The sequence below is a fragment of the Salinibacterium sp. SWN139 genome (genome assembly GCF_015864625.1).
Lineage (GTDB): Bacteria > Actinomycetota > Actinomycetes > Actinomycetales > Microbacteriaceae > Rhodoglobus.
This window is the reverse complement of record NZ_JADYWV010000002.1, coordinates 690,537-717,125: the sequence shown is the minus strand read 5'-3', so window position 1 is coordinate 717,125 and position 26,589 is coordinate 690,537. Positions and strand designations below refer to the sequence as shown.

The window sequence follows — 26,589 nt, the reverse complement described above, 5'->3', positions numbered from 1 at the left end:
GACAGGCTAGACGTATGCAAGAACAACACCCGTGGAGCAGATATGTCGCTATCGGTGATTCCTTCACAGAGGGCATCGGCGACCCCGAACCCAACTCCCCCGGCGGCAATCGAGGCTGGGCCGACCGAGTCGCGGAAGTGTTGGGAGACCGTAAACCGGACTTTGCCTACGCGAACTTAGCCATCCGAGGCCGACTGCTTGACCAAATATCGAATGAACAGCTTGAGCCCGCGATGGAACTCAAAGCAGATCTCATTACTGTCTCAGCCGGCGGTAACGACATCATCCGGCCTGGTTCTGATCCCGACGAAGTCGCCCAGCGTGTCGACGCGCTCGTGGCACAACTGCGACGAGATGGCGCAACCGTGGTGCTTTTCACTGGACCCGATATCGGAATGACTCCCGTGCTCAATCGCATGCGTGGCAAGGTGGCGATCTACAACGAGAACATTCGTGCTGTCGCACAGCGCCATGATGCTGTTGTCGCTGACATGTGGTCCCTACGCGAGTTGTCAGACCCGCGGATGTGGTCGCGAGATCGTCTTCACTTCTCCCCTGTCGGTCACCATACAGTCGCTCGCATGGTGCTCGAGTCCCTGAACGTGGCGAATGAACTTGAGCCGTTCAATCCTGAGCCGCTTCCTCCACGTCGCTGGCGCGAGGCGCGCGTCGAAGACATTGGCTGGGCTCGCGAGCACTTGGTGCCATGGGTCTTGCGTCGAGTTCGCCACCAGTCGTCCGGAGACAACGTCACAGCCAAACGGCCCGGCTTCTAACGCTCTCAGTGGCACCATGGCCGCGCTGAGGCTAGACACAGCTCACATACGCGAAGAGGGCCCCTGCCAATGCGGCAGGGGCCCTCTTCGCGCGTTTCTCGGCTGACTATCCGGTGTAACCGGTGCGACCGGCTGCGGGGCAGTCAAAAGGATCTCCATCGGCACTGAGGCCGACTTCGTTGAGGTGGCGAATCACGATGCCGTACGACGTGACGAGTCCGACCTCGGTGTACTTGATGTCCTTCGTCTTGCAGTACTCCTTCACCATTTCTGCAGCGAGAGGCAAATGCGGCCGCGGCATAGTGGGGAAAAGGTGGTGCTCGATTTGGAAGTTGAGACCGCCCATGAAGTGGTTCATGAAGACACCACTACGAATGTTGCGGCTTGTCAGCACTTGACGGCGCAGGAAGTCAACCTTCGAGCCCTTAGGCAAGATTGGCATCCCCTTGTGATTGGGAGCGAATGATGCGCCCATGTAGAGCCCGAAGATTCCCATTTGAACGCCCAAGAAGGCAAATGCCATGCCGAGTGGGAGAAAGCTGAACACGACGGCAAGGTAGCCGATGTTGCGTACGAGCAGAAGCGTGATCTCGAGCCAGCGCTTGTCGACCTTCTTCTTGAAGTTGAAGACCTCTTGGAAGGCGTGCGAATGAAGGTTGAAGCCCTCAAGCAAGAGCGCGGGAAAGAACAGGTAGCCCTGGCGTTTCGCCATGAATTTAGTAATCCCCTTGAGGCCGACAGTCTTTTCCTTCTGGAAAATAATGAAGTCAGTCTCGATATCAGGGTCTTTGTCGACCGTGTTGGGGTTCGCGTGGTGACGCGAGTGCTTGTTCATCCACCAGGCGTAGCTAATTCCGACGATGAGGTCGGACATGAGCCGCCCCAGCGTGTCATTGAGCTTGCTGGACTGAAAAACTTGGCGATGCGCCAGTTCGTGCGTAAGAAATGCGTATTGCGTAAAGATGATGCCCATCGCCGCGGCGATCAACAAGATGTACCACGTGCCGGCAAGCATCGCGAAACCAACCCAAGCGGCGGCCATAGCGACGGTAATCACGGCAAAAGTGATGATGTAGAAGCGTCTGTTGCGGCGCAACAACCCTGCTTCGCGAACGGTGCGCAACAATGCTGCGAATTCGCTCATCGGGCTACCGACTCCGCGGGGCCCAGTCTTGATGATTCGTGTGGGATCGGCTGAGAGAGAACTACTCACGTGACCTCAGATGTTTTGAATGACTTCCCAGCCATTTGTCAATCGAGCAGGTGCTCCAGATGCACTCCACCTTATCGCGGCCTCCTGTGAGTGCCGTGTCTATTCGATAACTAAAACAAACTTTGTGGGTTGGTGAGCCTCCACCACGCCCCCGGGTCATCGATCTCCTCGCTGAATACCAGAGGAATTTCGAAAGTGTCTGACCCGATCTGCACGTGGAGCGCGCCCGCATTTTCCCCGGATTCCGCAAGGCGCACAGGGACAGCCTCGACCGTTACAGAGATCTCATCTTCGCCCCACACGACCATCTTGACGGTCGAGGCGGCCACCGCGGCAGACTCATCGCCCCACGGCGTGTCATAGTCAGCGAACTCCTCGCCGTCTGTTGCAACCTCTACCTCGGAGAACCCGGCAGTGGCATCCGCAATCAGCTCGCGGATCGCGGCATTAATCGTGGGATGGTCTGGCCCACCCACGACCGCGCCTACGAGGGTGATGACTTCGTCGCCGACGGTTACGTCAGCGGAGAACAGCAGGCACGACCAGCCGACGACGAGGGTTCCTGTCTTGATCCCATCGACGCCATCGATTCCGAGGAGTGCGTTGCTGTTACTCACTGCTCCGATGCCTGGAATCTCTGCGGACGACGTGGAAACGATGTCTGCGATGACAGGGTTTCCGATAGCCAGTCTGGCCAGTTCAGTGAGGTCAGCAGCCGTGCTTCGATTCGTATCTTGGATTCCGGAAGGCTCGGTGAGAGTCGTGTTCTCGAGCCCATGTTCTTGAAGCCACACCGCAGCGGCCGCGACAAAAGCGTCTTCAGAGCCAAAAGCCCAGTTCGCTAGAGATTGCGCGTAGTTATTTGCGGAAGGAAGCAGCACAACCGTCATAGCATCGCGTTGGGAGAGCTGGAGACCGTCATACACCGGTGACACTGACCCATACTGCGCTACCTGAGCGTTGTAGAAGTCCACGTCGGTTTGCCCGAAGGTAATCGTCGGGCCCGCTTCGTCCACCTCAAGCGGTTTGGCGTCGAGCACCACAAGGGCTGTAATAATTTTCGTGATCGACGCGATGGGAATCGGGTCAGTGCTGCCGGCTTGCGCGAGCACCCCGGGGCGGTCGAGTGCACCAATCGCGGACGCACCGTAGCTCGGCAAGGTCAGTTCGGGCTCAGCCGCTACCGGGGTTTCGACCGCGAGAACCTGGGCCGAAACTTCGTCAAGGGGCGCGAGAAGTGTCAGTGGCAAGTAGAACGCTGTCGCAAGCACAACACCGGCAACAGAGAAGACGACGATACGGCGACGGCGAAAAATTTGGCGTTGAGTCAGCGGCACCGGATAACGCTAACAGGTGAATCTATGGTGGCGGCTAGCGTGCTCGAAGCATGTACATCCCCACCGCGCTAGCGGCAGCAACATTGAGCGAATCAACGCCGTGCATCATCGGAATCTTGACCACGGTGTCGGCGGCCTCGATCGTGCTGCGCGAGAGGCCATCTCCTTCAGTTCCCAAGATCAGGGCGACCTTCTCGGGGGCGTTAGCCGCAAAGGTATCGAGGTCGACCGAGTCGTCGTTGAGAGCGAGAGCGGCCAAGTGGAATCCCGCCGCCTTCAGATCCGCGGCGTCGGCAGGCCAATTCTCGAGGCGGGTCCACGGCACTTGCAGCACTGTTCCCATGCTGACGCGCACACTGCGGCGGTAGAGCGGGTCGGCGCAGCGTGGCGTAATGAGCACAGCATCCGCTCCGAGCGCTGCAGCCGAGCGAAAAATGGCACCGACGTTAGTGTGATCAACGATGTCTTCCAAGATGACGATGCGGCGTGCATCCGCCACCAGCTCAGCAACGCTGGGAAGCACCGGGCGGTGGATGGATGCCAGAGCCCCGCGGTGCAGATTGAAGCCGGTGAGTTGTTCTAGTAGCGCTGACTCCCCCACGTAGACAGGAACCGGGGAATCCCCGAGGAGTTCCGCCACGTCATCGAGCCACTGTTCTAGCACGAGTACTGCGCGCGGCTGGTGTCCGGCTCTCAGCGCGCGCGCAATCACTTTGGATGATTCGGCAATGTAGAGGCCGCCGGCTGGTTCTGTGCGGCGGCGCAGAGCGACATCCGTGAGGTTGGCGAAGTCGCTGAGGCGAGGATCGGAGAGATCGGTGACCCGGATGACGTTCACGGTGTGTTCCCAACTGTGCGGTTTCGCCATCAGGTGAATCTGAGATGGCAGTGGATGAGCCCGAAGTGCTTACGCTTGGAGAGTGAACACACTCCCGATCAGCAACGACATTGATCGTGCTGCCGAGCTTCTTCAGGGCAAGCTCATTAGCGTACTCACCGGCGCTGGGATTAGCACCGATTCAGGCATACCCGATTATCGCGGTGAAGGCGCTGCGGTGCGCAATCCGATGACCTTCCAACAGTTCCAAGGCTCGCCCGAATTTCGTCAGCGCTATTGGGCAGGCAGCCATCTCGGCTGGAAACGTTTTGCCGCGTCGACTCCCAACCAGGGTCATGACGCTCTCGCGGAGTTCGAACGCCGCGGCATCAGCAACGGCATCGTGACTCAGAACGTCGACGGCTTGCACTTGCGCGCCGGCTCCACACGGGTTGTTGATGTCCACGGCAGCATCGACCGTGCGCGGTGCCTGCGGTGCGGACAGTACTTTGCTCGCACTCCCCTAGCCGCCCGCATCTCTGCGCTGAACCCGTGGCTCGAAGCAGATGACTCCCACACGCTCAACCCCGACGGCGATGCTGACGTGCACAACGTTGAGGACTTCGTGATTCCCGACTGCACTGTCTGCGGTGGCGTTCTGAAACCGGATGTCGTGTTCTTCGGCGAGTTCGTTCCGACCCGAAAGTTTCAACTTGGCGCGTCGCTCGTTGACCAGTCGGATGCCATGATCGTCGCCGGTTCGTCTCTCGTCGTCAATTCCGGCATCCGCCTTGTTGAACGAGCGATGCGCAAGCAGATCCCGCTCGTCATCATTAATCGTGGAACGACCAAAGCCGATAAACGCGCCGACGTTAAGATCGATGGGGGCGCTTCCGCAGTTCTTAGTGAACTTGTCGAACGCCTAGCTGCTTAGCAGCGCAGATCGCCCGAGTGTTCTGTGCTGGTCATTGTGTTGTGAACGGAGCGTTGTGTTCATTTATCTCGTGCGCCATGGAGAGACTGACTGGAATCTCGAACGTCGCATTCAGGGCAGTACTGACATTCCCCTCAACGAGACCGGTCGCGCGCAGGCACGCACCACGGGAGAACTCTTAGCCCGCCGGCAGTGGAACGGAATCTTTGCCAGCCCTCTCTCCCGGGCGATGGAAACCGCAGAAATTATCGCGGGCATTGTCGGGCTTGCCGCCCCTGAACCCGTAGCGGCGATTGTGGAGCGAAACTATGGCGTCGCCGAAGGCTGCACCGATAGCGAAATTGATGCGCTGTATCCGGCTGACGTTGACGTTCCCGGCCGGGAACCGCGCGAGGCTGTCGCACAGCGTGTCGTTCCTGCCCTCGTGAGCCTTGCCGAGCAGCATCACGGTGAGTCGATCATTGTGGTGGCCCACGGCGGCGTCATTGCAACCGTGCTTGCGACAGTCGCTCCGGGGCATCCGCACGGACGAATCGCCAACGGCTCCGTTCATAGCTTCCGTCATGACGAAGGCACCCTGACACTCATCGATTTCGATGATCCCATCGAAGAAGAATCAGAACGCCACGGCGGCGACGACTTCGACGAGCAAAACGCGTTAGCCCGACGCGAGAGCGGCGCGTAGGTCGCCGCTAGCGATTCTTCTTCGCTTGGCGGGCCGCAACGGCATCCTGAAGCACTTGGTAGAGCGTCGCGGCACCCTTCTCCCAGGTGAACTCTGCCGACCGCGCGCGAGCGGCAGTCGAACGCGCCTGCCACGTTGCGGGGTCCTCGAGCGCGTGTACTTCGCGAACCAGCTCGGCAGGCTTGTCTGGGTTGAAGAATCCGCCAGCGGGGCCGGAAATCTCACGGAAGATCGCAGTATCGCTGACGAGCACCGGCGTGCCGAGCACCATCGCCTCAACCTGAGGTAGGCCGAAGCCTTCATCACGGGATGCGCTTACGAGAGCGGTTGCCCGCGACAGAGTCTCCGAATAGACCTCGTCGCTTGCTCCGTTGTGGAAGATGAGGCTCGACTCTGGTGCGAGTGCCGTCAGCTCCGCCTTCGACCTCTCGTCGACTCGGCTCATGAGATGAAGGGTGTAGCCGGGCAAATCGTGGAGCGCCCGAGCAATGAGCCCCACATTCTTGTAGGGCATGTAGGAGCCCATGTAGACGAGCTCCCGTGTCGTCGGTGCCGCCCGGGGCACGTAATCGGCTGGACTATCGGTTCCTAGCGTTACCACGGCAATGGGATTGCGCGTGAGGTTGTGCTCCACCATCTGATCACGCGTCGTCTGGGAATCGGAGACGTGGGCATCTGCCCTGTTCAGAAGTGCCCGTTGGAACGCCCAGGTCAGATGATACGCACGCCACATCACACGCACTGCCCACGGCAGGTTGTGAGGCGGAGTGGGGTGCTTGTAGTAAATGAGATCGTGCACTGTCGTGACGAGAGCGTACTTGCGACCGAACGGGCCCATTGTTTGCATGGGAGTGAACACGACATCCGGCTTCAGCTTGTTGACCTGAAGAGCAACTAAGGGCTCCAGGATGCCGGTGGGTGACGACGCCATTTCCCAAGGCAGGTCTGGCAAAAGCTCGAGCTGGCGCTTATCGGAAACCAGCATGGTCACGGGGTGTAGTTTGCTCAACTCCTCGACGAGGCGAGAGCCATAGCGACTGATTCCATCGTGGCGGCCGATGCGCGTATAGCGACAATCGAAAACGATCTTCATGAGAGGGGCTCCGCAACTGTTCCCGCGTTCAGGAACCTAACAATCAGTTCGGCGGCTTCGCGCGGCCGTTCATAGTGGATGAGATGGCCAACGTCGTCGAAAATTTCGAGCTGTGAGTCGGCGAAGAGGGTGTGCAGTCGCTCCTGTGCTGGAACCGGGCTGATGGGGTCATTGCGAGCCCCGATCAAGAGCGTGGGAATGGTTATCTGCGGCGCGAACATGCTGACATCCGACCCGATCGATGCCTCGAAGGCTTCAAGGAGGCTGTCGCGATTGGCATAACTGCTGAAGTGCGCATGGTGCTGTTGGTGAACCCAGCGCCGAAGTTCGGGGTCGTGAGTCTTCACCATGGCAAGACTCATCACCCGCACGACGAGCCAGTTGCTGAGCATCGGCGCACCGATCGCATGCGGCAGAGCCCGGGCGAGTTGGTAAAACCAGAGCGTGATCTTGCTGAGCACGCCATTCGGGCCCGAGAGCGCCGGCGCCGCGATGGGATTGACGAGAATGAGCCGCGGCGTGACAAGGCCACGGGCAAGTGCGGCAGAGACGACAATCGATCCGAAGGAATGCCCGAGAATAATTGCGCGCCCGTCGAGGCCGAGTGCTTCGACGAAGCTCTGAAGCCAGAGCGCATACCCCTCGATGTCGTGTGCCCGACCGCTGAGCGGCTCGGAGGCGCCAAAACCCGGAATGTCGGGACTGATGATTCGGATGCCGCGAAGGTGAGCGCAGACGGCCTCGAGGCCGTGATGGTCGCCCCGAAAGCCATGCACGAGAACCAGAACGGTCTCGGCGTCATCGGGGCCGTATTCCCAGTAGTGGGTTGCAGCGCCGAGTACATCGACAACGGAGTGCCTCGCCGGGGTGGCGTCGAGCAGTGCTCCATATGGCGATGCGGGTCTCATTCGAACAATCTTATGCAGTGCGCCGCTCGTTGCTGACATTCTGGTTTCACATGCGTTGCCGCTCCAGTTCGACGCCGTAACTCCGCGAGCCGAGTTCCCGGTGTCAGTGTCTCGCCCTACGCTGAGTTCATGAGCAATTCCGGCACCCTAGCCACCTTCGATCTTGAAACCACCGGCGTCGACGTAGAGACTAGTCGCATCGTTTCCGCCTGTATCGCCCTCATCGACGGGTCGGGAGCGGTGACTTCTCGGTGGGATTGGCTTGCAGACCCCGGGGTCGAGATTCCGGATGGCGCTGCCGCGATTCACGGAATTACTACCGAGCGTGCACGGGCTGAGGGGCGCGACGCGGCCCTTGTCGTGTCAGAAATTGTCAACACGCTCAGAGACACCTGTGCCCGTGGTATCCCTCTCGTTGTCTATAACGCTCCCTACGATCTCTCGCTGCTGGACCGTGAGTGCCGCCGGCACTCGGTCGATGGTCTCGCAGAGCCCTACATCGTCATCGACCCCCTCGTTATCGACAAAGGCGTTGATCGTTACCGCCGCGGCAAGCGCACCCTTGAAGCGACTTCGGCGCTGTACGGTGTCGCTTTAGACGATGCCCATGATGCTGGTGCCGACGCGATCGCCGCTGCCCGAGTCGCGCAAGCGCTTCTGCTGAAGTACACGGAACAGCTCAGCATTCCCTTTGGCGAATTGCACGCGATGCAACGGCGCTGGTACGCCGAGCAGTCGGCAAGCTTTCAGGAGTTCATTCGCAGGTCTAAGGGCGACGAGAGCTTCGTGGCGAACTTGGAGTGGCCAGTACGCTCGTTCCCGCAGTAGCGCTCCCCCTAGCTTCGATCAGCAATGCGCGACGTTCCACGGAACGTTGCGCATTTTCTGTTGTTGCCGTTGCCGTTGCAGATACCGGTGCACAGTGATGGTGACGTTGCAGGGCGACGGTGCATGAATGCGATCGTGCCGTTAACGGCTGAAGGCGACCGGATAACCGGCCGCCTTCAGAAAAAACTGGGTGTTACTAGTTGCCGAAGCCCTTGTAACGGTTCTTGAACTTCTCAACGCGTCCTGCGGAGTCCATGATGCGCTGCTTACCCGTGTAGAACGGGTGCGACTCGGAGGAGATTTCGACGTCGATGACCGGGTAGGTGTTTCCGTCTTCCCACTCGATCGTCTTCTCGCTCGTCACAGTTGAACGAGTGAGGAACGTGGAGCCAGACGCGAGGTCGCGAAAGACGATGGGCATGTATGTGGGGTGGGTCTCGGACTTCATTGGATTTCCCTGGGTTCTTGAATAAATAAAAGACGTAGGCGGTCACGCGGACCGACACACAAGCCTATCAGAGGATTAGGCAGCACGCGCGGTGTAGCGGCCGGAGTCTTTTGTGATGATGAGTTCGAGACCGAAAGCGGCACTCAAGTTCTCTGACGTAACAACGTCATCGATCTTACCCGCGCTGTGCACGGAACCCTTGGACAAAACCAGCGCGTGGGTAAATCCTCGCGGAATCTCTTCCACGTGGTGCGTCACCATTACGATTGCTGGCGCGGTATCTGCCTGAGCGTATCCGCTCAGCAGTTGAACCAGTTCTTCCCGTGAGCCGAGGTCGAGGCTCGCTGCAGGCTCGTCGAGCAAGAGCAGTTCTGGGTCGGTCATCACGGAGCGCGCAATCTGCACGCGCTTTTGTTCGCCATCGCTCAGATCGCCGAAGCGACGTTCCTCTAAGTGCGAGAGGCTCCACTCGGCGAGGACACGACGTGCACGACGCACATCGACATTCTCGTACTCTTCATTCCAGCGACCCGTTACGGAGTACGCAGCGGTCAAGACAACGTCAAGAACACTCTCGTTGCCGGGGACCCGGCGGGCAAGAGCGGTCGAGGCAAAACCAATGCGCGGGCGCACATCGAAAACATCGGACGCGCCAAGAGTGCTGTCGAGCACGGTGACTTCGCCTGAGCTCGGATGAATCTGAGCCGCGGCCAGCTGCAACAGTGTGGTCTTGCCTGCCCCGTTGGGGCCGAGAATCACCCACCGATCGGAAGCTTCCACACTCCAAGAAACAGAGTCGAGGATCGTGTTGCCACTACGAGTGACGGTGACGTCGGAGAAGGTGAGAACGCTAGCCATGATGTCATCATCCTATTGCCTTGCTGGCTCCCGTGGGCGAGGCAACGAGGGTGATCCCGATAGTCTGACGGGTGAAGTCGTGCGGTTCTCGAGACCGACGACGTGAACCGTCGATTGAAGGGTCCTCGCCTTGGCACAATTTCTCGTAGTTTTTGACGTCGACTCCACGTTGATTGAGAACGAGGTAATCGAATTACTTGCTGCGCGGGCAGGCTCCGAGCCAGAGGTGACAGAGATCACTACGCGTGCGATGAACGGGGAACTCGACTTCGAAGAGAGCCTTCGGGCGCGAGTAGCAACCCTGGCTGGGCTGCCCGAGTCAGTGATTGCCGAGTGTGCTCGCGACATCCGCGTCACGAACGGCGCTGAGGAGCTCATCGCTGGTGTTAAAGCAGCCGGCGGGCACGTGGCAGCAGTTTCTGGTGGTTTCCATGAGCTTCTTGATCCTCTTGCGGCACGTCTCGGCTTGCGCTACGCCCGAGCAAACCGCCTTGAAGTGAAGAACCGTGTGGTCACGGGGGCCGTCCTCGGCCCGGTGATCGACGCTCAAGCCAAAGCAGACTCATTGCGGGAGTGGGCGGCCGACTCCGACACTCCCCTGTCTCGCACCATTGCGGTTGGTGACGGCGCCAACGATCTATTGATGATGGATGCCGCAGCACTGTCGATCGGTATCACAGCCAAGCCGATTGTGCGCGCCAATGCTGACGTACACATCGACAGCCGTGACCTCAGCTCGGTGCTTGCGCTGTTGGGGCTTCGGGGCTAATCGCCCAAACGCGAGCTTGCTAGTGGCCCATTCCGAGTCCACCATCGACCGGGATGACCGCGCCTGAGATGTAGCCAGCATCGTCGCTCGCAAGCCACGCGATCGCTTTCGCGACCTCGGCCGGGTGTGCGAAACGGTTGGCAGGAATCTGCTTGAGATACGCGTCCTGTTGCTCGACTGGCAGCGCTGCGGTCATATCGGTCTCGATGAACCCTGGAGCTACTACGTTGGCGGTGATTCCGCGGCTGCCGAGCTCGCGGGTGAGAGACCGGGCGAGTCCAATGAGTCCACTCTTGGAGGCGGAATAGTTGACCTGGCCAGCCGAACCGAGAAGGCCAACAACACTCGAAACGAGGATGACACGGCCAAAACGGGCCTTCATCATGCCTTTGGAGGCGCGCTTCACGACGCGGAAGGCTCCGGAGAGGTTGGTGTCAATGACATCGGTGAAGTCGTCATCACTCATACGCATGAGGAGCATGTCCCGGGTGATTCCCGCGTTCGCTACAACGATTTCGACGGGACCGAGTTTGGACTCTACCTCGCTGAACGCAGCGTCGATACTTGCGGGATCGGTGACGTCCGCGGTCACCGTGAGGGTGCCTTCTGGGCCGGTGCCCGAGCGGGCGGTAACGGCGACTCGGTAGCCCTGGGCCACAAACTCTTCGGCAATTGCCCGGCCAATGCCGCGATTGCCGCCGGTGACAAGAACGATTCGTGATTCAGTTGCTGTGCTGCTCATGGTTCCCAGCATATAGTCGCCAGCACGGGCGTAGGCTTAGGTGTAGTCACCTCGGCAACCTAAGAAAGCCCATGAACACTCCTGAGTCGATCACGTCGCTCCCTGAGCGGCCCGATGCTGAACGCCGTCGCCGCGTCATCAACTACTCCATAGCTATGGGGATACGAATTGTGTGCGTGTTGCTGTGCGTCTTCGTGCGGGGGTGGTGGCTTGTGTTGCCCGTGCTTGGCGCCGTCGTGTTGCCTTACGTTGCCGTCGTGCTGGCCAACGTCAGTATCCAGCGGGCCGGCGTTGTGTCCACGCCTGGTCAATTCGCGTTGAAATCGGGTGGCTCCTTCGCTTCACGCGGAACGGACGAGGCGGCTCGGTGATCGGTGAGAGTGGCCCGAGCACACAACAGTGCTCGCGCGCAGGGTGCACAGCGCGCGCGCAGTGGAACGTCAACTGGCGAAACCCGCGTATCCACGGGCTTGAGCGGGTGAAGGTGTGGTTGGCCTGCGCAGACCACGTCGACTACTTGCGCGAATACTTGACGACCCGCAACTTCCCTGTCCTGGTCAGCGACCTCGCGGATGACGTTTCAGTGGTTCCTGATGGGAGCGGCGCGTGAACCGGTGGCGTTTCGCATTTTCTCGTCGATGGTTTGGGTATTTGGCCTTGGTCATCGCCTTCGCAATTGGCTGCGTTTTTCTCTCGCATTGGCAGTTTGACCGGCGCGCGGAAGCGGCCGCGGAGGTCGCTCGCGTTAGCGATAACTGGGATGCAGCCCCCCAAGACCTCGAGAGTGTGATGCCCGAGCTCGACGAGTTCGATGTCGACAACAAGTGGATGTCTGTGGCCGTTACCGGGGAGTACCTGACTGCTGAGCAACTCCTTGTGCGCGGGCGGCCGTACGGTGGTCAGCCAGGCTTCGAAGTGCTTGTACCTTTCAAGCTCGACAGCGGCGAGATTATTGCTGTTGACCGTGGATGGGTTCCCTCGGGAAACAGCCAAGATGAACCCGATTTTGTGCCCGCTGCTCCCACGGGGCAGGTCGAGCTCGTTCTACGACTCAAGCCGAGTGAACCAACGGTCTACAACCGCTCAGCACCCGAGGGACAGATCGCAACCATTCACTTGCCGACCGTTGCGGAACTTGTGGGCGAACCAACCTACGTTGGCGCGTATGGCCTGTTGGCGTCTGAGTCCCCCGCGGTCGCCGATATGCCGCTGGCTTACCCGAAACCGCTACTCGATGAAGGCGCACATCTCTCCTACGCCTTCCAGTGGGTCGCTTTTGGCGTGCTTGCTTTCATCGGGCTCGCCTGGGCTGTGCGTCAGGAGTATCGTCTCGTCAACGAAGAGGATCCCGCTGAACGGGAGCGCGCTAAGAAGCGTCGCGACAAGGCAGTGAAACGCGGTCCTACTGACGCAGAAATCGAAGACGCACTCCTCGATTCTTAACCAGCGCCCAACGCTTCCGCTCGCGAAATAAGCCGGATGCGGCGTCCTTGCCGCGCTCCCCTAGCTACGCGAGGCTGATGAGGTCGGCGTAGTCCTTGTTCCAGTGGTCCTCGATGCCGTCAGGCAAGATCAGAACTCGTTCAGGGTTCAAAGCTTCGACAGCGCCCTCATCGTGGCTTACAAGTACAACAGCGCCCGTGTAGCTCGCGAGAGCACCAAGAATCTCTTCACGGCTGGCGGGGTCAAGGTTGTTAGTGGGCTCATCGAGGAGGAGCACGTTGGCGCCACTCACGACGATCATTGCGAGAGCAAGACGAGTCTTCTCTCCACCCGAAAGCACTCCGGCTTGCTTCGTCGCGTCATCCCCGCTGAACAGGAAGGAGCCGAGAACCCGACGCGCTTCCATCTCGGTGATGTTGGGCGACGATGAGACCATGTTTTCGAGAACAGAGCGCTTGACGTCGATGGTTTCGTGCTCTTGAGCGTAGTAACCGATGCGCAGGCCGTGACCAGCTTCGACTTCACCGGTGTCTGGCTCATCGACGCCGGCAAGCATCCGAAGCAGGGTTGTCTTTCCCGCACCGTTGAAGCCGAGGATGACAACCTTCGAACCGCGGTCGATCGCGAGGTCGACGGACGCAAAGATTTCGAGCGAGCCGTAGCTCTTGCTGAGGTTGTGGCCCATCAACGGCGTACGACCACAGGGCGCAGGATCCGGGAAGCGCAGAGCGGCAACGCGATCGGCGGTCCGCACGTCGTCAAGACCGGCAAGCAGTTTCTCGGCTCGAGCCACCATCTGGTGGGCAGACGCCGCCTTGGATGCCTTGGCACCGAAGCGAGCAGCTTGAGCCTGAAGGGTCGATGCCTTCTTCTCGGCGTTGGCACGTTCCTTCTTGCGGCGTTCCTCATCCGATTGGCGCTGGCGCAAATAATGCTTCCAACCCATGTTGTACTGATCGATAAGCTGACGGTTCGCATCGAGGTAGAAGACCTTGTTAACAGTGTCTTCGACTAGCTCGACATCGTGGCTAATCACGATCAGACCGCCGCTGAAGTTCTTCAGAAATTCTCGCAGCCAGACAACAGAGTCGGCATCGAGGTGGTTAGTGGGCTCGTCGAGGAGCATGGTGTCTGCTCCCGAGAACAAGATTCGAGCAAGTTCGATGCGGCGGCGTTGACCACCGGAGAGCGTCGAGAGCTGCTGGTCGAGAATGCGGTCGGGAAGGCTCAGATTGCTCGCGATGGAAGCTGCCTCAGCCTCGGCGGCGTATCCGCCCAGTGCCATGAACTGATCGTCGAGCTTGCCGTAACGATCCATGGCAGCGGTGCTCACCGCTGCATCACTGCTGCCCATCTCATCCTGCGCCTGACGCATCTTCAATACGATGCTGCCGAGGCCGCGAGCATCGAGGATCCGCGTCCGGGCGAGGTCTTCGGGGTTGCCAGAGCGGGGGTCTTGCGGGAGATATCCGATCTCACCGGTGCGCTCAATCTTGCCGCCTGTGGATTCGAGTTCCCCGGCGAGCGTCTTAGTAAGCGTGGTCTTGCCAGCGCCGTTGCGGCCAACCAGCCCAATTTTGTCTCCGCGATCGACACGGAAGTTGACGCCCTGCATCAGCATGCGTGCGCCAACGCGCAACTCGAGATCATGCACAGCAAGCACGGCAAAACGTCCAAATCTTGGGGGTTGGGGTTAGTGGGCGACAGCACCAACCAACTAGTCTACTTCCTACCGTCGACTGCGCAGTGCAGTTCCGAGAATAGGGAAGCGAGAGGCTGTCACCGTGAGCATCGCTACTCGATTGATCAAACCAACGATTGTTGATCTCATCTTTGGGCCAAGTTGGGCTGCGAGCGTGATCTTTGTTGCCGCCGGTGCAGGGTTCACTGCCCTCGCAGCGCAATTCGTCGTGCCGCTCTATCCGGTGCCCATCACTGGACAAACGCTGGCCGTCATGATCGTTGGTTTGTCTTTGGGAGCAACGCGCGCCGCCCTGGCGATGACGCTTTACGCGCTCCTCGGCGCAGTCGGACTCCCCGTGTTCAGCGACTCCAGTGGTGGCCTAGAGGTACTGACCGGATCCGGAGGCGGGTACATCGTCGGATACATTCTCGGCGCTTGGATCATGGGTGCGCTAGCCGAACGACACTGGGATCGCAGATTCTGGAAAGCGGTAGCGGCCGCGGCAATCGGAACCGCGGCAATCTACGCAGCGGGCCTGATTGGACTGGCGCGAGCGCTAACCTCGATGGGGCGTGACTACACCATTACGAGTCTCCTCGACATCGGCGTTGCACCGTTTCTGGTCGGCGCTGCAGTCAAAGTGATCGTTGCCGCAACTTTGCTTTCCTACGCCTGGAAAAAGGCAGCCCAGCACGATCCTCAGGCTGCAGAGCAGCGCTAAGCCACAGCCGACAACCTGGGACGCAGGCCCCGACTAGATCGAGAAGCCGACTAGATCGAGAAGCCGAGTGCCCGCATCATGTCGCGACCGTCGTCAGTAATCTTCTCAGGACCCCATGGTGGCATCCACACCCAGTTGATGCGGAACGCTTCTACGACGTTATCGAGAGACTGAGCAATTTGCTCCTCGATAACGTCCGTCAGCGGGCAACCAGCTGAGGTCAGCGTCATGCTAATAATGAGTGCGTTGTTCTCTGGATCCCAGCTGAGGTCATAGATGAGCCCGAGGTCAACAATGTTGACCCCTAGCTCCGGGTCAACGACATCTTTGAGAGCCTCTTCGACCTCGTCGAAAAGGGCGGGCGCCAAAACGGTAGACATACGCCTACGCTACGCTCGTGTCGGTCAAAAATCGATCGTAACCTTCGTTTTCAAGCCGATCTGCGAGCTCGGGGCCACCCTCTTCTGCAACGCGGCCGTCAACGAAGACGTGGACGAAGTCCGGTGTGATGTAGCGAAGAATGCGCGTGTAGTGGGTGATCAGCAGCAGACCGAGGCCTGTCGATTCCTGTGCACGGTTGACACCCTCTGACACGATCTTGAGTGCATCGACGTCAAGGCCGGAGTCGGTCTCATCAAGAATTGCGAATCGAGGCTTGAGGAGTTCCAGCTGAAGGATCTCGTTGCGCTTCTTCTCTCCGCCGGAGAAACCTTCGTTGACGTTGCGGTCGGAGAAAGTCTTGTCCATGCGAAGAGCCTTCATCGCACCGTTAACCTCTTTGATCCAGGGACGAAGCGCGGGGGCCTCTCCTGCCAGAGCGGTCTTCGCGGTGCGCAAGAAGTCAGCAACCTTAACGCCGGGAATCTCAACCGGGTATTGCATGGCAAGGAAGAGACCTGCGCGAGCGCGCTCGTCGATGCTCATGTCGAGCACTTCTGCGCCATCAAGCGTGATCGAACCGCTTTCGACGTGGTACTTGGGGTGACCCGCGATTGTGTAGGCAAGGGTCGACTTGCCCGAACCATTGGGGCCCATGATGGCGTGGGTTTCGCCCTGCTTGATCTCAAGGTCCACTCCCTTGAGGATCTGCTTCGTGCCCTGCTCGGTTTCGACGCTGACGTGCAGGTCTTTGACTGACAGTACTGACATTATTTCTTTCCTTAATGGTCTCGTATGGAGAGCGATTAGCTCTCGATGGCGACGGTGTCATCGGGGTCGATGTGAACCCCTCCGTCGTCGTCGATCTTCACTACAAAGACCGGTACAGGTTCATAGGCGGGCAAGCTTAAGGGCTTACCGGTGTCGAGCGAGAAGAGTGAGCCGTGGGCCCAGCACTCAATAGCGCCGTCTTCAACGAAACCCTCCGCAAGCGAAATATCACCGTGCGTGCACGTGTCGCCGATTGCGTGGACATCGCCAGCAGAATCTTTGACGACACAGATTGCGGTGCCGCCTAATTCCACCCGGTATGCCTTGTTGGTCTCGAGTTCATCGATACCGCAGACGCGCTGAGCGGTCACGAGATGGTTCCTTCCAGTTCCGCTTCAATAGCGGTGTGGAGACGAGCTTCGAGCTGCTCATCGCCGACCTTCTGCACGATCTCAGAGAGGAAGCCGATGACGACAAGACGTCGAGCTTCTGCTTCGGAAATACCGCGAGCCTGCAGGTAGAACAGCTGCTCGTCGTCGAAGCGACCAGTAGCGCTCGCGTGGCCAGCACCCTGAATATCGCCAGTCTCAATCTCAAGGTTCGGGATCGAGTCTGCGCGAGTTCCCTCGGTCAAGACGAGGTTACGGTTCTGTTCGTAGCTATCGGTGCCGGCTGCGTTCGGGCCGATCAGGACATCTCCGACCCAAACCGTGCGCGCTCCGCCACCCTGAAGGGCACCCTTGTAGTTCACGCGACCGCGAGTCTGCGCTGCTTCGTGGTGAAGGTACACACGCTGCTCGAGGTGTTGTCCCGCATCCGCAAAATAGAGACCGTAGAGTTCGCCGTCGGCGCCTTCACCCGACAAGTGCACCGACGGATTGACGCGAACAACCTTGCCGCCAAGCGACACAACCGTGTGCTTGAGGGTGGCTGAGCGGCCGACCTGTACGAAATGACTCGCGAGGTGGATGGCGTCGTCTGCCCAGTCCTGAACACTGACAAAATTCAGCGTCGCGCCTTCTTCAACAACAACCTCAACGTTCTCGCTAAGAAGTGCGGAGCCAGATGACTCCACAATGACGGTGCCGTTGCTATGTGCGCGCGCGGTAATCACAATGTGGCCGGCACGTGCTGTGTTGCCCAACTCTGAGCGAGAGATTCGCACTGTTGAGTGCTCTTCGCCCGAAATGGTGATGGCGAGGGCCTGCTTGAAGTTGGTCCAAGCATTGGCGGAGGCACGCTCTTCTGGCGCGCCTGCCGACGCAATGCGCGCGTCGTCACGCGCTACCCACTCGACACTGATGCCCTCAGGGGCATCGGTGTCGATCGTGTAGGGAGCGCCGTCAAGAGCGTCGTCAAGAAGCGGTTTGATGAGCTTCACTGGCGTGAGCTTCCACTCAGCTTCTAGTCCATTGACGGGAGCGAAATCGGTGTGTTCGAAAGACCGAGGGCGTGCTGAGCGAGTCTGAACGGGAACGAAGCCTTTTTCGCTTGCGTCCCATCCGCCGTCGCTATGAGCCTTGAGTCCGTGCTGTTCTGGTGTAACGACGGTCATTTAGCCGACGGATCCTTCCATGCTCAGTTCAATGAGCTTATTGAGTTCGAAGGCGTACTCCATGGGCAGTTCGCGCGCGATGGGTTCGATGAAGCCACGCACGATCATCGCCATCGCCTCATCTTCTTCCATGCCGCGCGACTGAAGGTAGAAGAGTTGTTCAGCGCTGACCTTGGAAACAGTTGCTTCGTGACCAAGCTGAACGTCATCCACTCGGATGTCGATCGACGGATACGTATCAGAGCGCGAAATCGTGTCAACCAAGAGAGCATCACAGCGAACAGTGTTTGCTGAGTGATGGGCCTTCTCGTCAACGCGGACTTCTCCACGGTAGCCAGCGCGCCCGCCACCACGGGCGACAGACTTCGAGACGATCGATGAGGTCGTGTATGGCGCCATGTGGATCATCTTGGCTCCGGCGTCTTGGTGCTGACCGGGGCCCGCGAAGGCAACCGAAAGGGTTTCGCCCTTGGCATGCTCCCCCACCAGGTAGATAGACGGGTACTTCATCGTGACCTTGGAACCGATGTTTCCGTCGATCCACTCCATGGTTGCGCCCTCGTGAGCGATCGCACGCTTGGTGACGAGGTTGTATACGTTGTTCGACCAGTTTTGAATCGTCGTGTAGCGAACGCGAGCGTCCTTTTTCACGATAATTTCGACAACCGCAGAGTGCAGGGAGTCAGACTTGTAGATCGGAGCGGTGCAGCCCTCGATGTAGTGAACGTACGAACCTTCATCAGCGATGATCAGAGTGCGTTCAAACTGGCCCATGTTCTCCGTGTTGATACGGAAGTAGGCCTGAAGCGGGATCTCAACGTGGACGCCCTTGGGCACGTAAACGAAGGAACCACCCGACCACACGGCGGTGTTCAGCGCAGCGAACTTGTTGTCGCCGGCGGGAATCACAGTGCCGAAGTACTCCTCAAAGAACTCGGGGTGCTCGCGCAGCGCCGTGTCGGTGTCCATGAAGATGACGCCCTTGGCTTCGAGCTCGGCGTTGATCGAGTGGAAGACAACCTCCGACTCATACTGTGCAGCAACGCCGGAAACCAGACGGTTGCGCTCAGCCTCCGGAATGCCCAGCTTCTCGTAAGTATCGCGAATATCGGCGGGAAGGTCTTCCCACGTCTGCGCCTGCTTTTCAGTGGAGCGCACAAAGTATTTGATGTTGTCGAAGTCGATGCCCGACAAGTCGGCGCCCCACTTCGGCATCGGTTTGCGACCAAAGAGCTCGAGGCCCTTGAGACGCAATTTGAGCATAGATTCGGGCTCATTCTTAAGCGTAGAGATGTCGCGAACGACCTCTTCGTTGATGCCCCGTCGCGCAGAGGCTCCCGCAACGTCGGAGTCAGCCCAGCCAAACTCATACTGGCCCATGCCATTGAGTTCCGGACGATCGATCAGCACGTCGGACATTGGTACCTCTTTTCCTGCCCCTATCAACCAAGGTGGCTGCGTTGGCATTCCTTCGCACAGCACTTTGCCGGGAATATTTAGTGGGGCCGCGTGCGCTGTGTCACAACACTGCGCGGGCGAACTTAGACTGAAACAGGACAAGCGAGAGATTATCCCGCTGTCAACATTGACTTCCCGGCGTGGGCTGTGTTCCTGAACGCAATCCATTCTACAGGCAGAAGCCCGAAATAACAGGAGGTACGGCCGTGAACGCCGTCATCGCACGATTGCCCCAATCTGTAGACGCTCGAGTGAAATTTTTTGCGGTGGCTACGCTCGTCATTCAAATACTGATCGTGGCGACGGGCGGCGCCGTTCGATTGACCGGTTCGGGGCTCGGATGCCCCACCTGGCCGCTCTGCACCGACGCTTCTCTTATCGCAACCCCGGAGATGGGGGTGCACGGCGCCATCGAGTTTGGCAATCGGCTGTTGTCGATAATCGTCGGATTCGTCGCGATTCTCATGGTTCTGATGCTGCTGCGAATCCGCCGTGAACGTCGCGACCTGATGGCGCTTGCGCTCGTGATTCTCGGCGGCACAGTGTTGCAGGGCCTCATCGGCGGCCTTTCCGTGCGAGTTCAGCTCGATCCCAGCATCGTGGGCGTGCATTACGCCATCTCAGCAATCCTGGTCGCGGTGAGTGCTGCACTTGTGTACCGAGTCTGGATCGGATTGCGCGGAAGCACGCTTGAAGTGTCGCGCCCCATCATGATCCTGACCCATGTGACCAGCCTGTTTGTTGCGCTCACGATCATCGCCGGCATCCTGACGACCGGTGCTGGACCGCACGCGGGTGACGACGGCACAGCGCGCAATGGTTTGGATGCGGGCATCCTGCAGCATGTACACAGCTGGCCTGGCTACGCGCTACTCGCTGCGACCCTCGCGCTTGTAATTCTGCTTGCCAGATCAGGCCACCGCCGCATCATGGACTTCGCTCTCATTCTGCTCGTGCTTGAAGTTATTCAAGCGACGATCGGAATCATCCAGTCGCGCAGTGGGCTGCCGATCCTATTGGTTGGCAGCCACATGGTTCTTGCCTGTGCCATTGCTGCCGCTATGACGGCAGTAGTGCTCTCGCTTCGCCCGAGCGTCAATCAACGGGCAGCCGCCGAAAAGAAAACAGTGGCCGCGCGCTAGTTCGTCGCGCGTGACTCGCTGGTGCTGAGTTCGTTAGAACGGCAGCAGCGGGTCGATGCCGACGGCAAGGAATACCAGCGTCAGGTAGCTGATCGAACTGTGGAACACACGCATGGCCTTGACCTCACCGTGGCGGATCGCCGTCGAGTACAACCGGTGCGATTCGATGATGAACCACGCACCGCTCAGAGTCGCAACGAGCGTGTAAACGATACCCATGTCAGCGACAGGTACCAGCAGCAGTGAACACGCGACGGTTGCCCACGCGTAGAGGATTACCTGAAGGCCGACGGCCGCACGGCCACGAACAACGGCAAGCATGGGAACGCCAACCGATTGGTATTCAGCGCGGTATTTCATTGACAGCGGCCAGTAGTGCGGCGGCGTCCACAAGAAGACCACAGCAAACAAGATCCAGGCTGCCCAAGAAAGATCGTTGGTGACGGCTGCCCAGCCGATAAGTACGGGCATGCAGCCAGCGATGCCGCCCCAGATGATGTTCTGTGGAGTGCGACGCTTCAAGAGGAGCGTGTAAACGAAAACGTAGAAAAGGATCGCGAACAGCGACAGTGCGGCTGCAAGCCAGTTGGTGAGCACACCAAGCCATACAACCGAGCCCACCCCGCTGATCCACGCAAAGAGAAGAGCTTCGCGGTCGCTGAGTTCGCCCGTCACGAGCGGTCGGTTCTTGGTGCGGGCCATGATGCGATCGATGTCGCGGTCGATGTAGCAGTTGAACGCATTAGCCGAGGATGCGCTGAGAATTCCGCCAACCAACGTGGCCAATACCAGCCACAGATTAGGGATGCCGCCAGCGGCAAGCACCATGACAGGCACGGTGGTGACGAGCAGAAGCTCAATAACCCGAGGTTTCGTGAGCGCAACGTAGGCGCGAATCTTGCGAAGGATGCCAATGCGTTGCTGCTGCGTGGGGGCTTCTAAAGTGACATCCATATCTACGATTCTAAACCGCATATCAAAATGTGCTGACCGTCACCGTAGTAAGGAAGCGATCATGTACCGGGTTCCCTATACTTGGGGTGCCCGCCTGTCGGTGGCATGCTCGCGCGCACCACCAGTGCACTACGGCAAAACCACTGACCGAGCCAATGATGGTGTGTGGCGGGTCGTTCACGTGCCCTAGCCATTTCTGGCTAGGCACTTCGCTTGCAGAAGGGTCATTATTCTCATGGCAGCTTTTCAATGGGATCACATCGACAACAAAGCGGTAGACACCGCTCGAATTCTGGCGGCAGATGCTGTTGAGAAGGTAGGTAACGGTCACCCCGGTACCGCGATGAGTTTGGCGCCTGCAGCGTACTTGCTCTTTCAGAAGGTGATGCGTCGCGATCCAAGCGACGATCAGTGGATTGGCCGTGACCGGTTCATCCTCTCGGTGGGCCACAGCTCGCTCACTCAGTACGTTCAGTTGTACCTTGCCGGTTACGGGCTTGAACTCGATGACCTCAAGGCTCTACGCACGTGGGGTTCGCTCACTCCGGGACACCCCGAGTACGGCCACACCAAGGGCGTAGAAATCACCACCGGCCCTCTCGGTCAAGGCATCGCCTCGTCTGTCGGCTTCGCTTACGCGGCACGCTACGAGCGTGGATTGTTTGATCCCGAGGCCGAAGCGGGCACGAGCCCCTTCGACCACTTCGTCTATGTCATCGCGGGCGATGGCGACCTTCAAGAAGGCGTGTCGGCAGAAGCTTCCTCGCTTGCCGGTCACCAGAAGCTCGGCAACCTCATTGCTATCTACGACAGCAACCAGATCTCTATTGAAGACGACACCAACATCGCTTTCACCGAAAATGTGCAGATGCGCTACGAGGCCTACAACTGGCACGTACAGGTCGTTGACTGGAAGAAGACTGGCGAGTACGTCGAAGACGTCGAGGCGCTCAACGCCGCGATCGAAGACGCCAAGGCCGTCACCGACCAGCCGTCGCTCATTATTCTCCGCACCATCATCGGTTGGCCAGCCCCCAGCAAGCAGAACACCGGAAAGATCCACGGATCCGCCCTAGGCGCTGAAGAACTTGCTGGCACAAAGAAGGCTCTCGGCTTCGACCCCGAGCAGAGCTTCGTCGTCGACGACGACGTTATCTCTCACACGCGTCAAGCTATTGACCGTGGAAAGCAACAGCGCGCTGAGTGGACAGAATCCTTCGACAAGTGGGCTGCGGCAAACCCCGAGCGCAAGACTCTGCTCGACCGTGTCCTCTCTGGTGCATTGCCTGAGGGCGTCGAAGAAGCACTCCCCCAGTTCGAAGCAGGCAAAGATGTCTCGACTCGTGCAGCAAGCGGCAAGGTACTCGGCGCAATCGGCGCCATCATGCCCGAGCTGTGGGGCGGCTCTGCTGACCTCGCCGAGTCGAACCTCACCACCATTGCCGGAGCGAAGTCGTTCGTTCCGAGCGAACACTCCACCGGCGAATGGAGCGGAAACGAGTACGGTCGCGTACTTCACTTCGGCATCCGTGAGCACGCCATGGGTGCAATCATCAATGGCATTGTTCTTCACGGAAACACTCGCGCTTTCGGCGGAACGTTCCTGATCTTCAGCGACTACATGCGTCCTGCCGTTCGACTGGCCGCTCTCATGGGTGTGCCGTCGATCTTCGTGTGGACTCACGACTCGATCGCCCTCGGCGAAGACGGTCCTACTCACCAGCCGATCGAGCAGCTTGCCAGCTTGCGAATGATTCCCGGCATGGATGTTGTTCGGCCAGCCGACGCCAACGAGACCGCGTGGGCGTGGAAGACCATCCTTGAGCGTCGTAACGGCCCAGCGGGTATCGCCCTCACCCGCCAAAACGTGCCCACATTCGATCGTGGGGATGCAGACGCGTCCGGTGAGACCTTCGCTTCCGCGGCGAATGTAGCCAAGGGAGCCTACGTGCTCGCTGAAGCGCCGAACGGAACTCCGGACGTCATCCTGATTGCCACCGGTTCTGAAGTGCAGCTCGCTGTGGAAGCCCGCGAGACGCTCAAGGCTGACGGAATCAACGCGCGCGTCGTATCCGCTCCTAGCCTTGAATGGTTCGCAGAGCAGACCGCGGAATACCGCGAGTCCGTTTTGCCTTCTACAGTGCGTGCACGCGTATCGGTGGAAGCAGGAGTATCCACCGGATGGCGCGAGTACGTTGGCGACGCAGGTCGCAGCATCTCGATCGATCACTTCGGAGCATCCGCCGACTACAAGACTCTGTTCCGTGAGTTTGGAATCACCACCGAGGCCGTTGTGGCCGCTGCACGCGATTCTCTGGACGCCGTCTAGGCGCCCCAGATAAGGAGACAAGAAATGACTAACGAAACACCTACCGCAGCGCTCTCGGGCCTCGGCGTAAGCATCTGGCTTGATGACCTCTCACGTGATCGAATCAACTCGGGCGGACTCCAGTCGCTCATTGCATCACGCAACGTTGTTGGCGTCACGACCAACCCCACGATTTTTGCTACCGCTTTGGCAAAGGGTGAGGCCTATGACGAGCAGGTTGCAGCTCTGGCTGCCAAGGGCACGAGCGTCACTGATGCTGTGTTCGAGATCACGACTGACGATGTTGCTGCTGCCAGCGATATTTTCCGCCCCGTCTATGACGCCACTGAGGGCCGCGATGGCCGGGTCTCTATCGAGGTCGAACCTGGACTGGCCCATGATGCCGCCGGCACGATTGCGCAGGCTCAGCAGCTCTGGGCGAAGGTTGCTCGCGAGAACGCGATGATCAAGATTCCCGCGACCGTTGAGGGCCTCGAGGCCATCACTGCAACGATCGCAGCCGGAATCAGCGTCAACGTCACCTTGATCTTCAGCTTGGCGCGTCACCGCGAAGTTATCGAGGCCTACCTCACTGGCTTGGAGAAGGCTAAGGCTGCCGGCCATGACCTTTCAAAGATTCACTCGGTCGCATCGTTCTTCGTCTCCCGAGTGGACACCGAGATCGACAAGCGTCTTGACGCGATCGGCACGGATGACGCCAAGGCTCTCAAGAGCAAAGCTGGCGTCGCAAACGCACGACTCGCCTACGAGGTTTACGAGAACGCTTTTGCTACCGATCGCGCTCAGGCTCTCATCGCCGCTGGTGCGAACAAGCAGCGTCCGCTCTGGGCTTCCACCGGCGTGAAGGACCCGAGCTTGCCTGACACGCTGTACGTCACCGAGCTTGCAGTTGGCGAGACCGTGAACACGATGCCCGAGAAGACGCTCGAAGCGACTTTCGACCACGGCGTTATCGAAGGCGAGCAGGTCACCGCTAACTACGATGCAGCCAACTTCACCCTCGATGCGCTTACGGCGCTGGGTATTTCCTACGACGAGGTGACCGCGCTTCTCGAAAAAGAGGGCGTTGAGAAGTTCATCGTCTCCTGGAACGAGCTGCTCGACACCGTGTCAGCCGCTCTTGAGGCCGCAAAATGAGTGTAAAACTCGCAGTATCGGGCGCGGCGGCGGAGGCCGTCGACCGCATCGTTCCGCAGCTGGTCAACGATCTCGTTGCCAGTCGCATCACCGGCGGCGACGCGACGCTCTGGGGCCCCGCAGCTGAAGAAGAGTCGGCCAAGCGCTTGGGCTGGGTTGAGGCTGTTTCGGTCGGTCGTCCGATGATCGAAGACATCTACGCCCTGCGCGACAAGCTGCGCGCCGACGGCGTGAATCACTTTGTCTTGGGCGGCATGGGCGGTTCGTCGCTTGCCCCTGAGGTCATCACTCGCACGTACGGAGTTGAGCTCACAGTACTTGACTCGACAGACCCCGCACAGGTGCAGGCTGCCCTCGCGGATCGTCTTCAGTCGACCGCGGTTGTTATCTCCTCCAAATCGGGCTCGACGCTCGAAACCGATTCGCAGAAGCGCATTTACGAAAAATTCTTCACGGATGCCGGAATCGACCCTCGGGAACGTATCGTGATCGTCACCGATCCCGGTTCGCCGATGGATGTCGCGGCTCGCGCTGCGGGATACCGCGTGTTCAACGCTGACCCCAACGTCGGCGGCCGTTACTCGGCGCTCACCGCCTTCGGACTCGTTCCGTCTGGACTTGCCGGCGTTGACCTCGCCGAGCTTCTCGACGAGGCCGAGGCTGTAATGGTCGAGCTTGCTGTCGACAACGAGAGCAACCCGGGTCTCGTGCTTGGCGCTGCGATTGCCGGAACCGATCCCCTCAAGGACAAACTCGGCATCGTGACCGATGGCACCCACATCCTTGGTTTCGGAGACTGGGCAGAACAACTCATCGCTGAATCCACGGGAAAGCTCGGCAAGGGACTTCTTCCAGTCGTGCTGCAGACCGACTCCCCCGAGCTCGCGGAAGGTTTGGACGACCTCCAGATCGTTCGTCTCGTTGGCGATTGGGATGATACCAAAGAGGTAGCAGAGGGCGAGATTGAAATCGCTGGTTCGCTCGGCGGACAGTTGTTGCTCTGGGAGTACGCCACGGTCGTTGCTGGTCGAATCCTCGGGATTAACCCGTTCGATCAGCCAGACGTTGAAGCTGCAAAAAACGCCGCACGCGAGCTCATTGATAACCCGACTCCCCCGCAGGCCCCGGCCTTCTCGGTCGGCGATATTGAGGTTCGCGGCACGGACGGCGTGGTGGCTGACAGCAGTGACCTCGCTGGAGTTGTTTCGTCGCTACTGTCGTATCTGGATGACGACGGTTATGTCGCGATTCAGGTCTACGCCGACCGCACTGGTTACCCGGAACTCGCCGAGCTTCGTGAGCGGGCAGCAGCCCGCGCAAAGCGCCCGGTGACATTCGGTTGGGGACCACGGTTCCTGCACTCCACTGGCCAGTTCCACAAGGGTGGCCCGGCAATCGGAGTGTTCCTTCAGATCATTGTGGTCGAAGAAACTGATTTGCAGATCCCTGACCGTCCGTTTACGTTTGGGCAGCTCATCCGGGCACAGGCAGCCGGCGACGCCAGCGTTCTGGCCGAACATGGCCGTCCTGTCCTGAGTCTCACGGTGTCGAACCCGAAGGTGTCGTTGCCGCAGGTTCTCGACGCGATCGGCTAGCTGCAGCACGTACG

At 59.3% G+C, this 26,589-nt stretch carries 27 protein-coding genes; 12 read left to right on the top strand and 15 right to left on the bottom strand.

Going from position 1 to position 26,589, the window contains the following annotated elements; genetic code table 11:
- Window positions 1-14: 14 nt before the first annotated feature.
- Complete coding sequence (locus I6E74_RS08565; RefSeq protein ID WP_197124739.1) at window positions 15-776, top strand: SGNH/GDSL hydrolase family protein; 762 nt, start codon at window positions 15-17, stop codon at window positions 774-776.
- A 106-nt stretch (window positions 777-882) separates the two neighbouring features.
- On the opposite strand, the gene I6E74_RS08560 is transcribed toward I6E74_RS08565, so the two are convergent.
- The 3 genes from I6E74_RS08560 to I6E74_RS08550 all read right to left on the bottom strand — a co-directional run bounded on the left by I6E74_RS08560 (window position 883) and on the right by I6E74_RS08550 (window position 4,194).
- Window positions 883-1,989: an acyl-CoA desaturase gene (locus tag I6E74_RS08560; protein ID WP_197124737.1), complete on the bottom strand. Its 1,107-nt coding sequence runs from the start codon at window positions 1,987-1,989 to the stop codon at window positions 883-885.
- A 110-nt stretch (window positions 1,990-2,099) separates the two neighbouring features.
- Window positions 2,100-3,326, bottom strand: coding sequence for a D-alanyl-D-alanine carboxypeptidase (locus I6E74_RS08555; RefSeq protein WP_307784430.1), 1,227 nt, complete (start codon window positions 3,324-3,326; stop codon window positions 2,100-2,102).
- Between the two features lie 34 nt (window positions 3,327-3,360).
- Window positions 3,361-4,194: an RNA methyltransferase gene (locus I6E74_RS08550; protein WP_231601727.1), complete on the bottom strand. Its 834-nt coding sequence runs from the start codon at window positions 4,192-4,194 to the stop codon at window positions 3,361-3,363.
- 52 nt (window positions 4,195-4,246) lie between these two features.
- Here I6E74_RS08550 and I6E74_RS08545 point away from each other — a divergent pair, with 52 nt between their 5' ends.
- Together I6E74_RS08545 and I6E74_RS08540 are read left to right on the top strand one after the other, a co-directional pair.
- On the top strand, window positions 4,247-5,077 hold the full coding sequence (locus I6E74_RS08545; RefSeq protein ID WP_197124735.1) for a Sir2 family NAD-dependent protein deacetylase: 831 nt from the start codon (window positions 4,247-4,249) through the stop codon (window positions 5,075-5,077).
- A 55-nt stretch (window positions 5,078-5,132) separates the two neighbouring features.
- Window positions 5,133-5,762, top strand: coding sequence for a histidine phosphatase family protein (locus tag I6E74_RS08540; protein ID WP_197124733.1), 630 nt, complete (start codon window positions 5,133-5,135; stop codon window positions 5,760-5,762).
- A 7-nt stretch (window positions 5,763-5,769) separates the two neighbouring features.
- Here I6E74_RS08540 and I6E74_RS08535 read toward each other — a convergent pair whose 3' ends face one another.
- Together I6E74_RS08535 and I6E74_RS08530 are read right to left on the bottom strand one after the other, a co-directional pair.
- Window positions 5,770-6,855, bottom strand: coding sequence for a glycosyltransferase family 1 protein (locus I6E74_RS08535; protein WP_197124731.1), 1,086 nt, complete (start codon window positions 6,853-6,855; stop codon window positions 5,770-5,772).
- A complete protein-coding gene (locus tag I6E74_RS08530; RefSeq protein ID WP_197124729.1) occupies window positions 6,852-7,763 on the bottom strand; it encodes an alpha/beta fold hydrolase in 912 nt (303 codons plus the stop codon). Before I6E74_RS08530 ends, I6E74_RS08535 begins: the two co-directional genes overlap by 4 nt.
- Before the next feature lie 129 nt (window positions 7,764-7,892).
- Here I6E74_RS08530 and I6E74_RS08525 point away from each other — a divergent pair, with 129 nt between their 5' ends.
- Window positions 7,893-8,591, top strand: coding sequence for an exonuclease domain-containing protein (locus I6E74_RS08525; protein ID WP_197124727.1), 699 nt, complete (start codon window positions 7,893-7,895; stop codon window positions 8,589-8,591).
- A 196-nt stretch (window positions 8,592-8,787) separates the two neighbouring features.
- On the opposite strand, the gene I6E74_RS08520 is transcribed toward I6E74_RS08525, so the two are convergent.
- A complete protein-coding gene (locus I6E74_RS08520) occupies window positions 8,788-9,039 on the bottom strand; it encodes a type B 50S ribosomal protein L31 (protein ID WP_197105627.1) in 252 nt (83 codons plus the stop codon).
- Between the two features lie 75 nt (window positions 9,040-9,114).
- On the bottom strand, window positions 9,115-9,897 hold the full coding sequence (locus I6E74_RS08515) for an ABC transporter ATP-binding protein (RefSeq protein WP_197124725.1): 783 nt from the start codon (window positions 9,895-9,897) through the stop codon (window positions 9,115-9,117).
- 130 nt (window positions 9,898-10,027) lie between these two features.
- Here I6E74_RS08515 and serB point away from each other — a divergent pair, with 130 nt between their 5' ends.
- Complete coding sequence (serB, locus tag I6E74_RS08510; protein ID WP_197124723.1) at window positions 10,028-10,666, top strand: phosphoserine phosphatase SerB; 639 nt, start codon at window positions 10,028-10,030, stop codon at window positions 10,664-10,666.
- 19 nt (window positions 10,667-10,685) lie between these two features.
- On the opposite strand, the gene I6E74_RS08505 is transcribed toward serB, so the two are convergent.
- The gene (locus I6E74_RS08505) at window positions 10,686-11,408 is read right to left on the bottom strand and encodes a beta-ketoacyl-ACP reductase (protein WP_197124721.1); all 723 of its coding nucleotides are present in this window, start codon (window positions 11,406-11,408) and stop codon (window positions 10,686-10,688) included.
- A 71-nt stretch (window positions 11,409-11,479) separates the two neighbouring features.
- On the opposite strand from I6E74_RS08505, the gene I6E74_RS08500 reads away from it, so the two are divergent.
- A complete protein-coding gene (locus I6E74_RS08500; protein ID WP_197124719.1) occupies window positions 11,480-11,779 on the top strand; it encodes a DUF3099 domain-containing protein in 300 nt (99 codons plus the stop codon).
- A gap of 235 nt (window positions 11,780-12,014) precedes the next feature.
- Window positions 12,015-12,851, top strand: a complete 837-nt coding sequence (locus I6E74_RS08495) for an SURF1 family protein (RefSeq protein WP_197124717.1) — start codon at window positions 12,015-12,017, stop codon at window positions 12,849-12,851.
- Window positions 12,852-12,915: 64 nt separating this feature from the next.
- Here I6E74_RS08495 and I6E74_RS08490 read toward each other — a convergent pair whose 3' ends face one another.
- Entirely contained in the window at window positions 12,916-14,514 is a 1,599-nt protein-coding gene (locus tag I6E74_RS08490) for an ABC-F family ATP-binding cassette domain-containing protein (protein WP_197105633.1), read from the bottom strand.
- 121 nt (window positions 14,515-14,635) lie between these two features.
- Between I6E74_RS08490 and I6E74_RS08485 the strand changes: the two genes are divergently transcribed.
- On the top strand, window positions 14,636-15,256 hold the full coding sequence (locus I6E74_RS08485) for a biotin transporter BioY (RefSeq protein ID WP_197124715.1): 621 nt from the start codon (window positions 14,636-14,638) through the stop codon (window positions 15,254-15,256).
- 50 nt (window positions 15,257-15,306) lie between these two features.
- Here I6E74_RS08485 and I6E74_RS08480 read toward each other — a convergent pair whose 3' ends face one another.
- From I6E74_RS08480 to sufB, 5 genes are read right to left on the bottom strand one after another with little or no spacing between them, the layout of a single operon-like run.
- On the bottom strand, window positions 15,307-15,636 hold the full coding sequence (locus I6E74_RS08480; RefSeq protein ID WP_100388990.1) for a metal-sulfur cluster assembly factor: 330 nt from the start codon (window positions 15,634-15,636) through the stop codon (window positions 15,307-15,309).
- A 4-nt stretch (window positions 15,637-15,640) separates the two neighbouring features.
- On the bottom strand, window positions 15,641-16,405 hold the full coding sequence (gene sufC, locus I6E74_RS08475; RefSeq protein ID WP_197124713.1) for a Fe-S cluster assembly ATPase SufC: 765 nt from the start codon (window positions 16,403-16,405) through the stop codon (window positions 15,641-15,643).
- A gap of 35 nt (window positions 16,406-16,440) precedes the next feature.
- The gene (locus I6E74_RS08470) at window positions 16,441-16,776 is read right to left on the bottom strand and encodes a non-heme iron oxygenase ferredoxin subunit (protein WP_197124711.1); all 336 of its coding nucleotides are present in this window, start codon (window positions 16,774-16,776) and stop codon (window positions 16,441-16,443) included.
- Window positions 16,773-17,960: a Fe-S cluster assembly protein SufD gene (gene sufD, locus I6E74_RS08465; RefSeq protein ID WP_197124709.1), complete on the bottom strand. Its 1,188-nt coding sequence runs from the start codon at window positions 17,958-17,960 to the stop codon at window positions 16,773-16,775. Before sufD ends, I6E74_RS08470 begins: the two co-directional genes overlap by 4 nt.
- Window positions 17,961-19,379 (bottom strand): Fe-S cluster assembly protein SufB, encoded by a 1,419-nt coding sequence (gene sufB / locus I6E74_RS08460; protein ID WP_197124707.1) that lies wholly within the window; start codon window positions 19,377-19,379, stop codon window positions 17,961-17,963.
- 245 nt (window positions 19,380-19,624) lie between these two features.
- Here sufB and I6E74_RS08455 point away from each other — a divergent pair, with 245 nt between their 5' ends.
- Complete coding sequence (locus I6E74_RS08455; RefSeq protein WP_197124705.1) at window positions 19,625-20,560, top strand: heme A synthase; 936 nt, start codon at window positions 19,625-19,627, stop codon at window positions 20,558-20,560.
- Between the two features lie 33 nt (window positions 20,561-20,593).
- On the opposite strand, the gene I6E74_RS08450 is transcribed toward I6E74_RS08455, so the two are convergent.
- Window positions 20,594-21,514 (bottom strand): heme o synthase, encoded by a 921-nt coding sequence (locus I6E74_RS08450; RefSeq protein WP_197124704.1) that lies wholly within the window; start codon window positions 21,512-21,514, stop codon window positions 20,594-20,596.
- A 235-nt stretch (window positions 21,515-21,749) separates the two neighbouring features.
- Between I6E74_RS08450 and tkt the strand changes: the two genes are divergently transcribed.
- Genes tkt through I6E74_RS08435 form a run of 3 tightly spaced genes read left to right on the top strand, consistent with a single transcriptional unit; the run spans window position 21,750 to window position 26,575 of the window.
- Complete coding sequence (gene tkt, locus I6E74_RS08445) at window positions 21,750-23,843, top strand: transketolase (protein WP_197124702.1); 2,094 nt, start codon at window positions 21,750-21,752, stop codon at window positions 23,841-23,843.
- A 24-nt stretch (window positions 23,844-23,867) separates the two neighbouring features.
- Window positions 23,868-24,980 carry a transaldolase gene (tal, locus tag I6E74_RS08440; protein WP_197124700.1) on the top strand — a complete coding sequence of 371 codons (1,113 nt, stop codon included), beginning with the start codon at window positions 23,868-23,870 and terminating at the stop codon, window positions 24,978-24,980.
- Entirely contained in the window at window positions 24,977-26,575 is a 1,599-nt protein-coding gene (locus I6E74_RS08435) for a glucose-6-phosphate isomerase (RefSeq protein WP_197124698.1), read from the top strand. Before tal ends, I6E74_RS08435 begins: the two co-directional genes overlap by 4 nt.
- Window positions 26,576-26,589 lie beyond the last annotated feature (14 nt).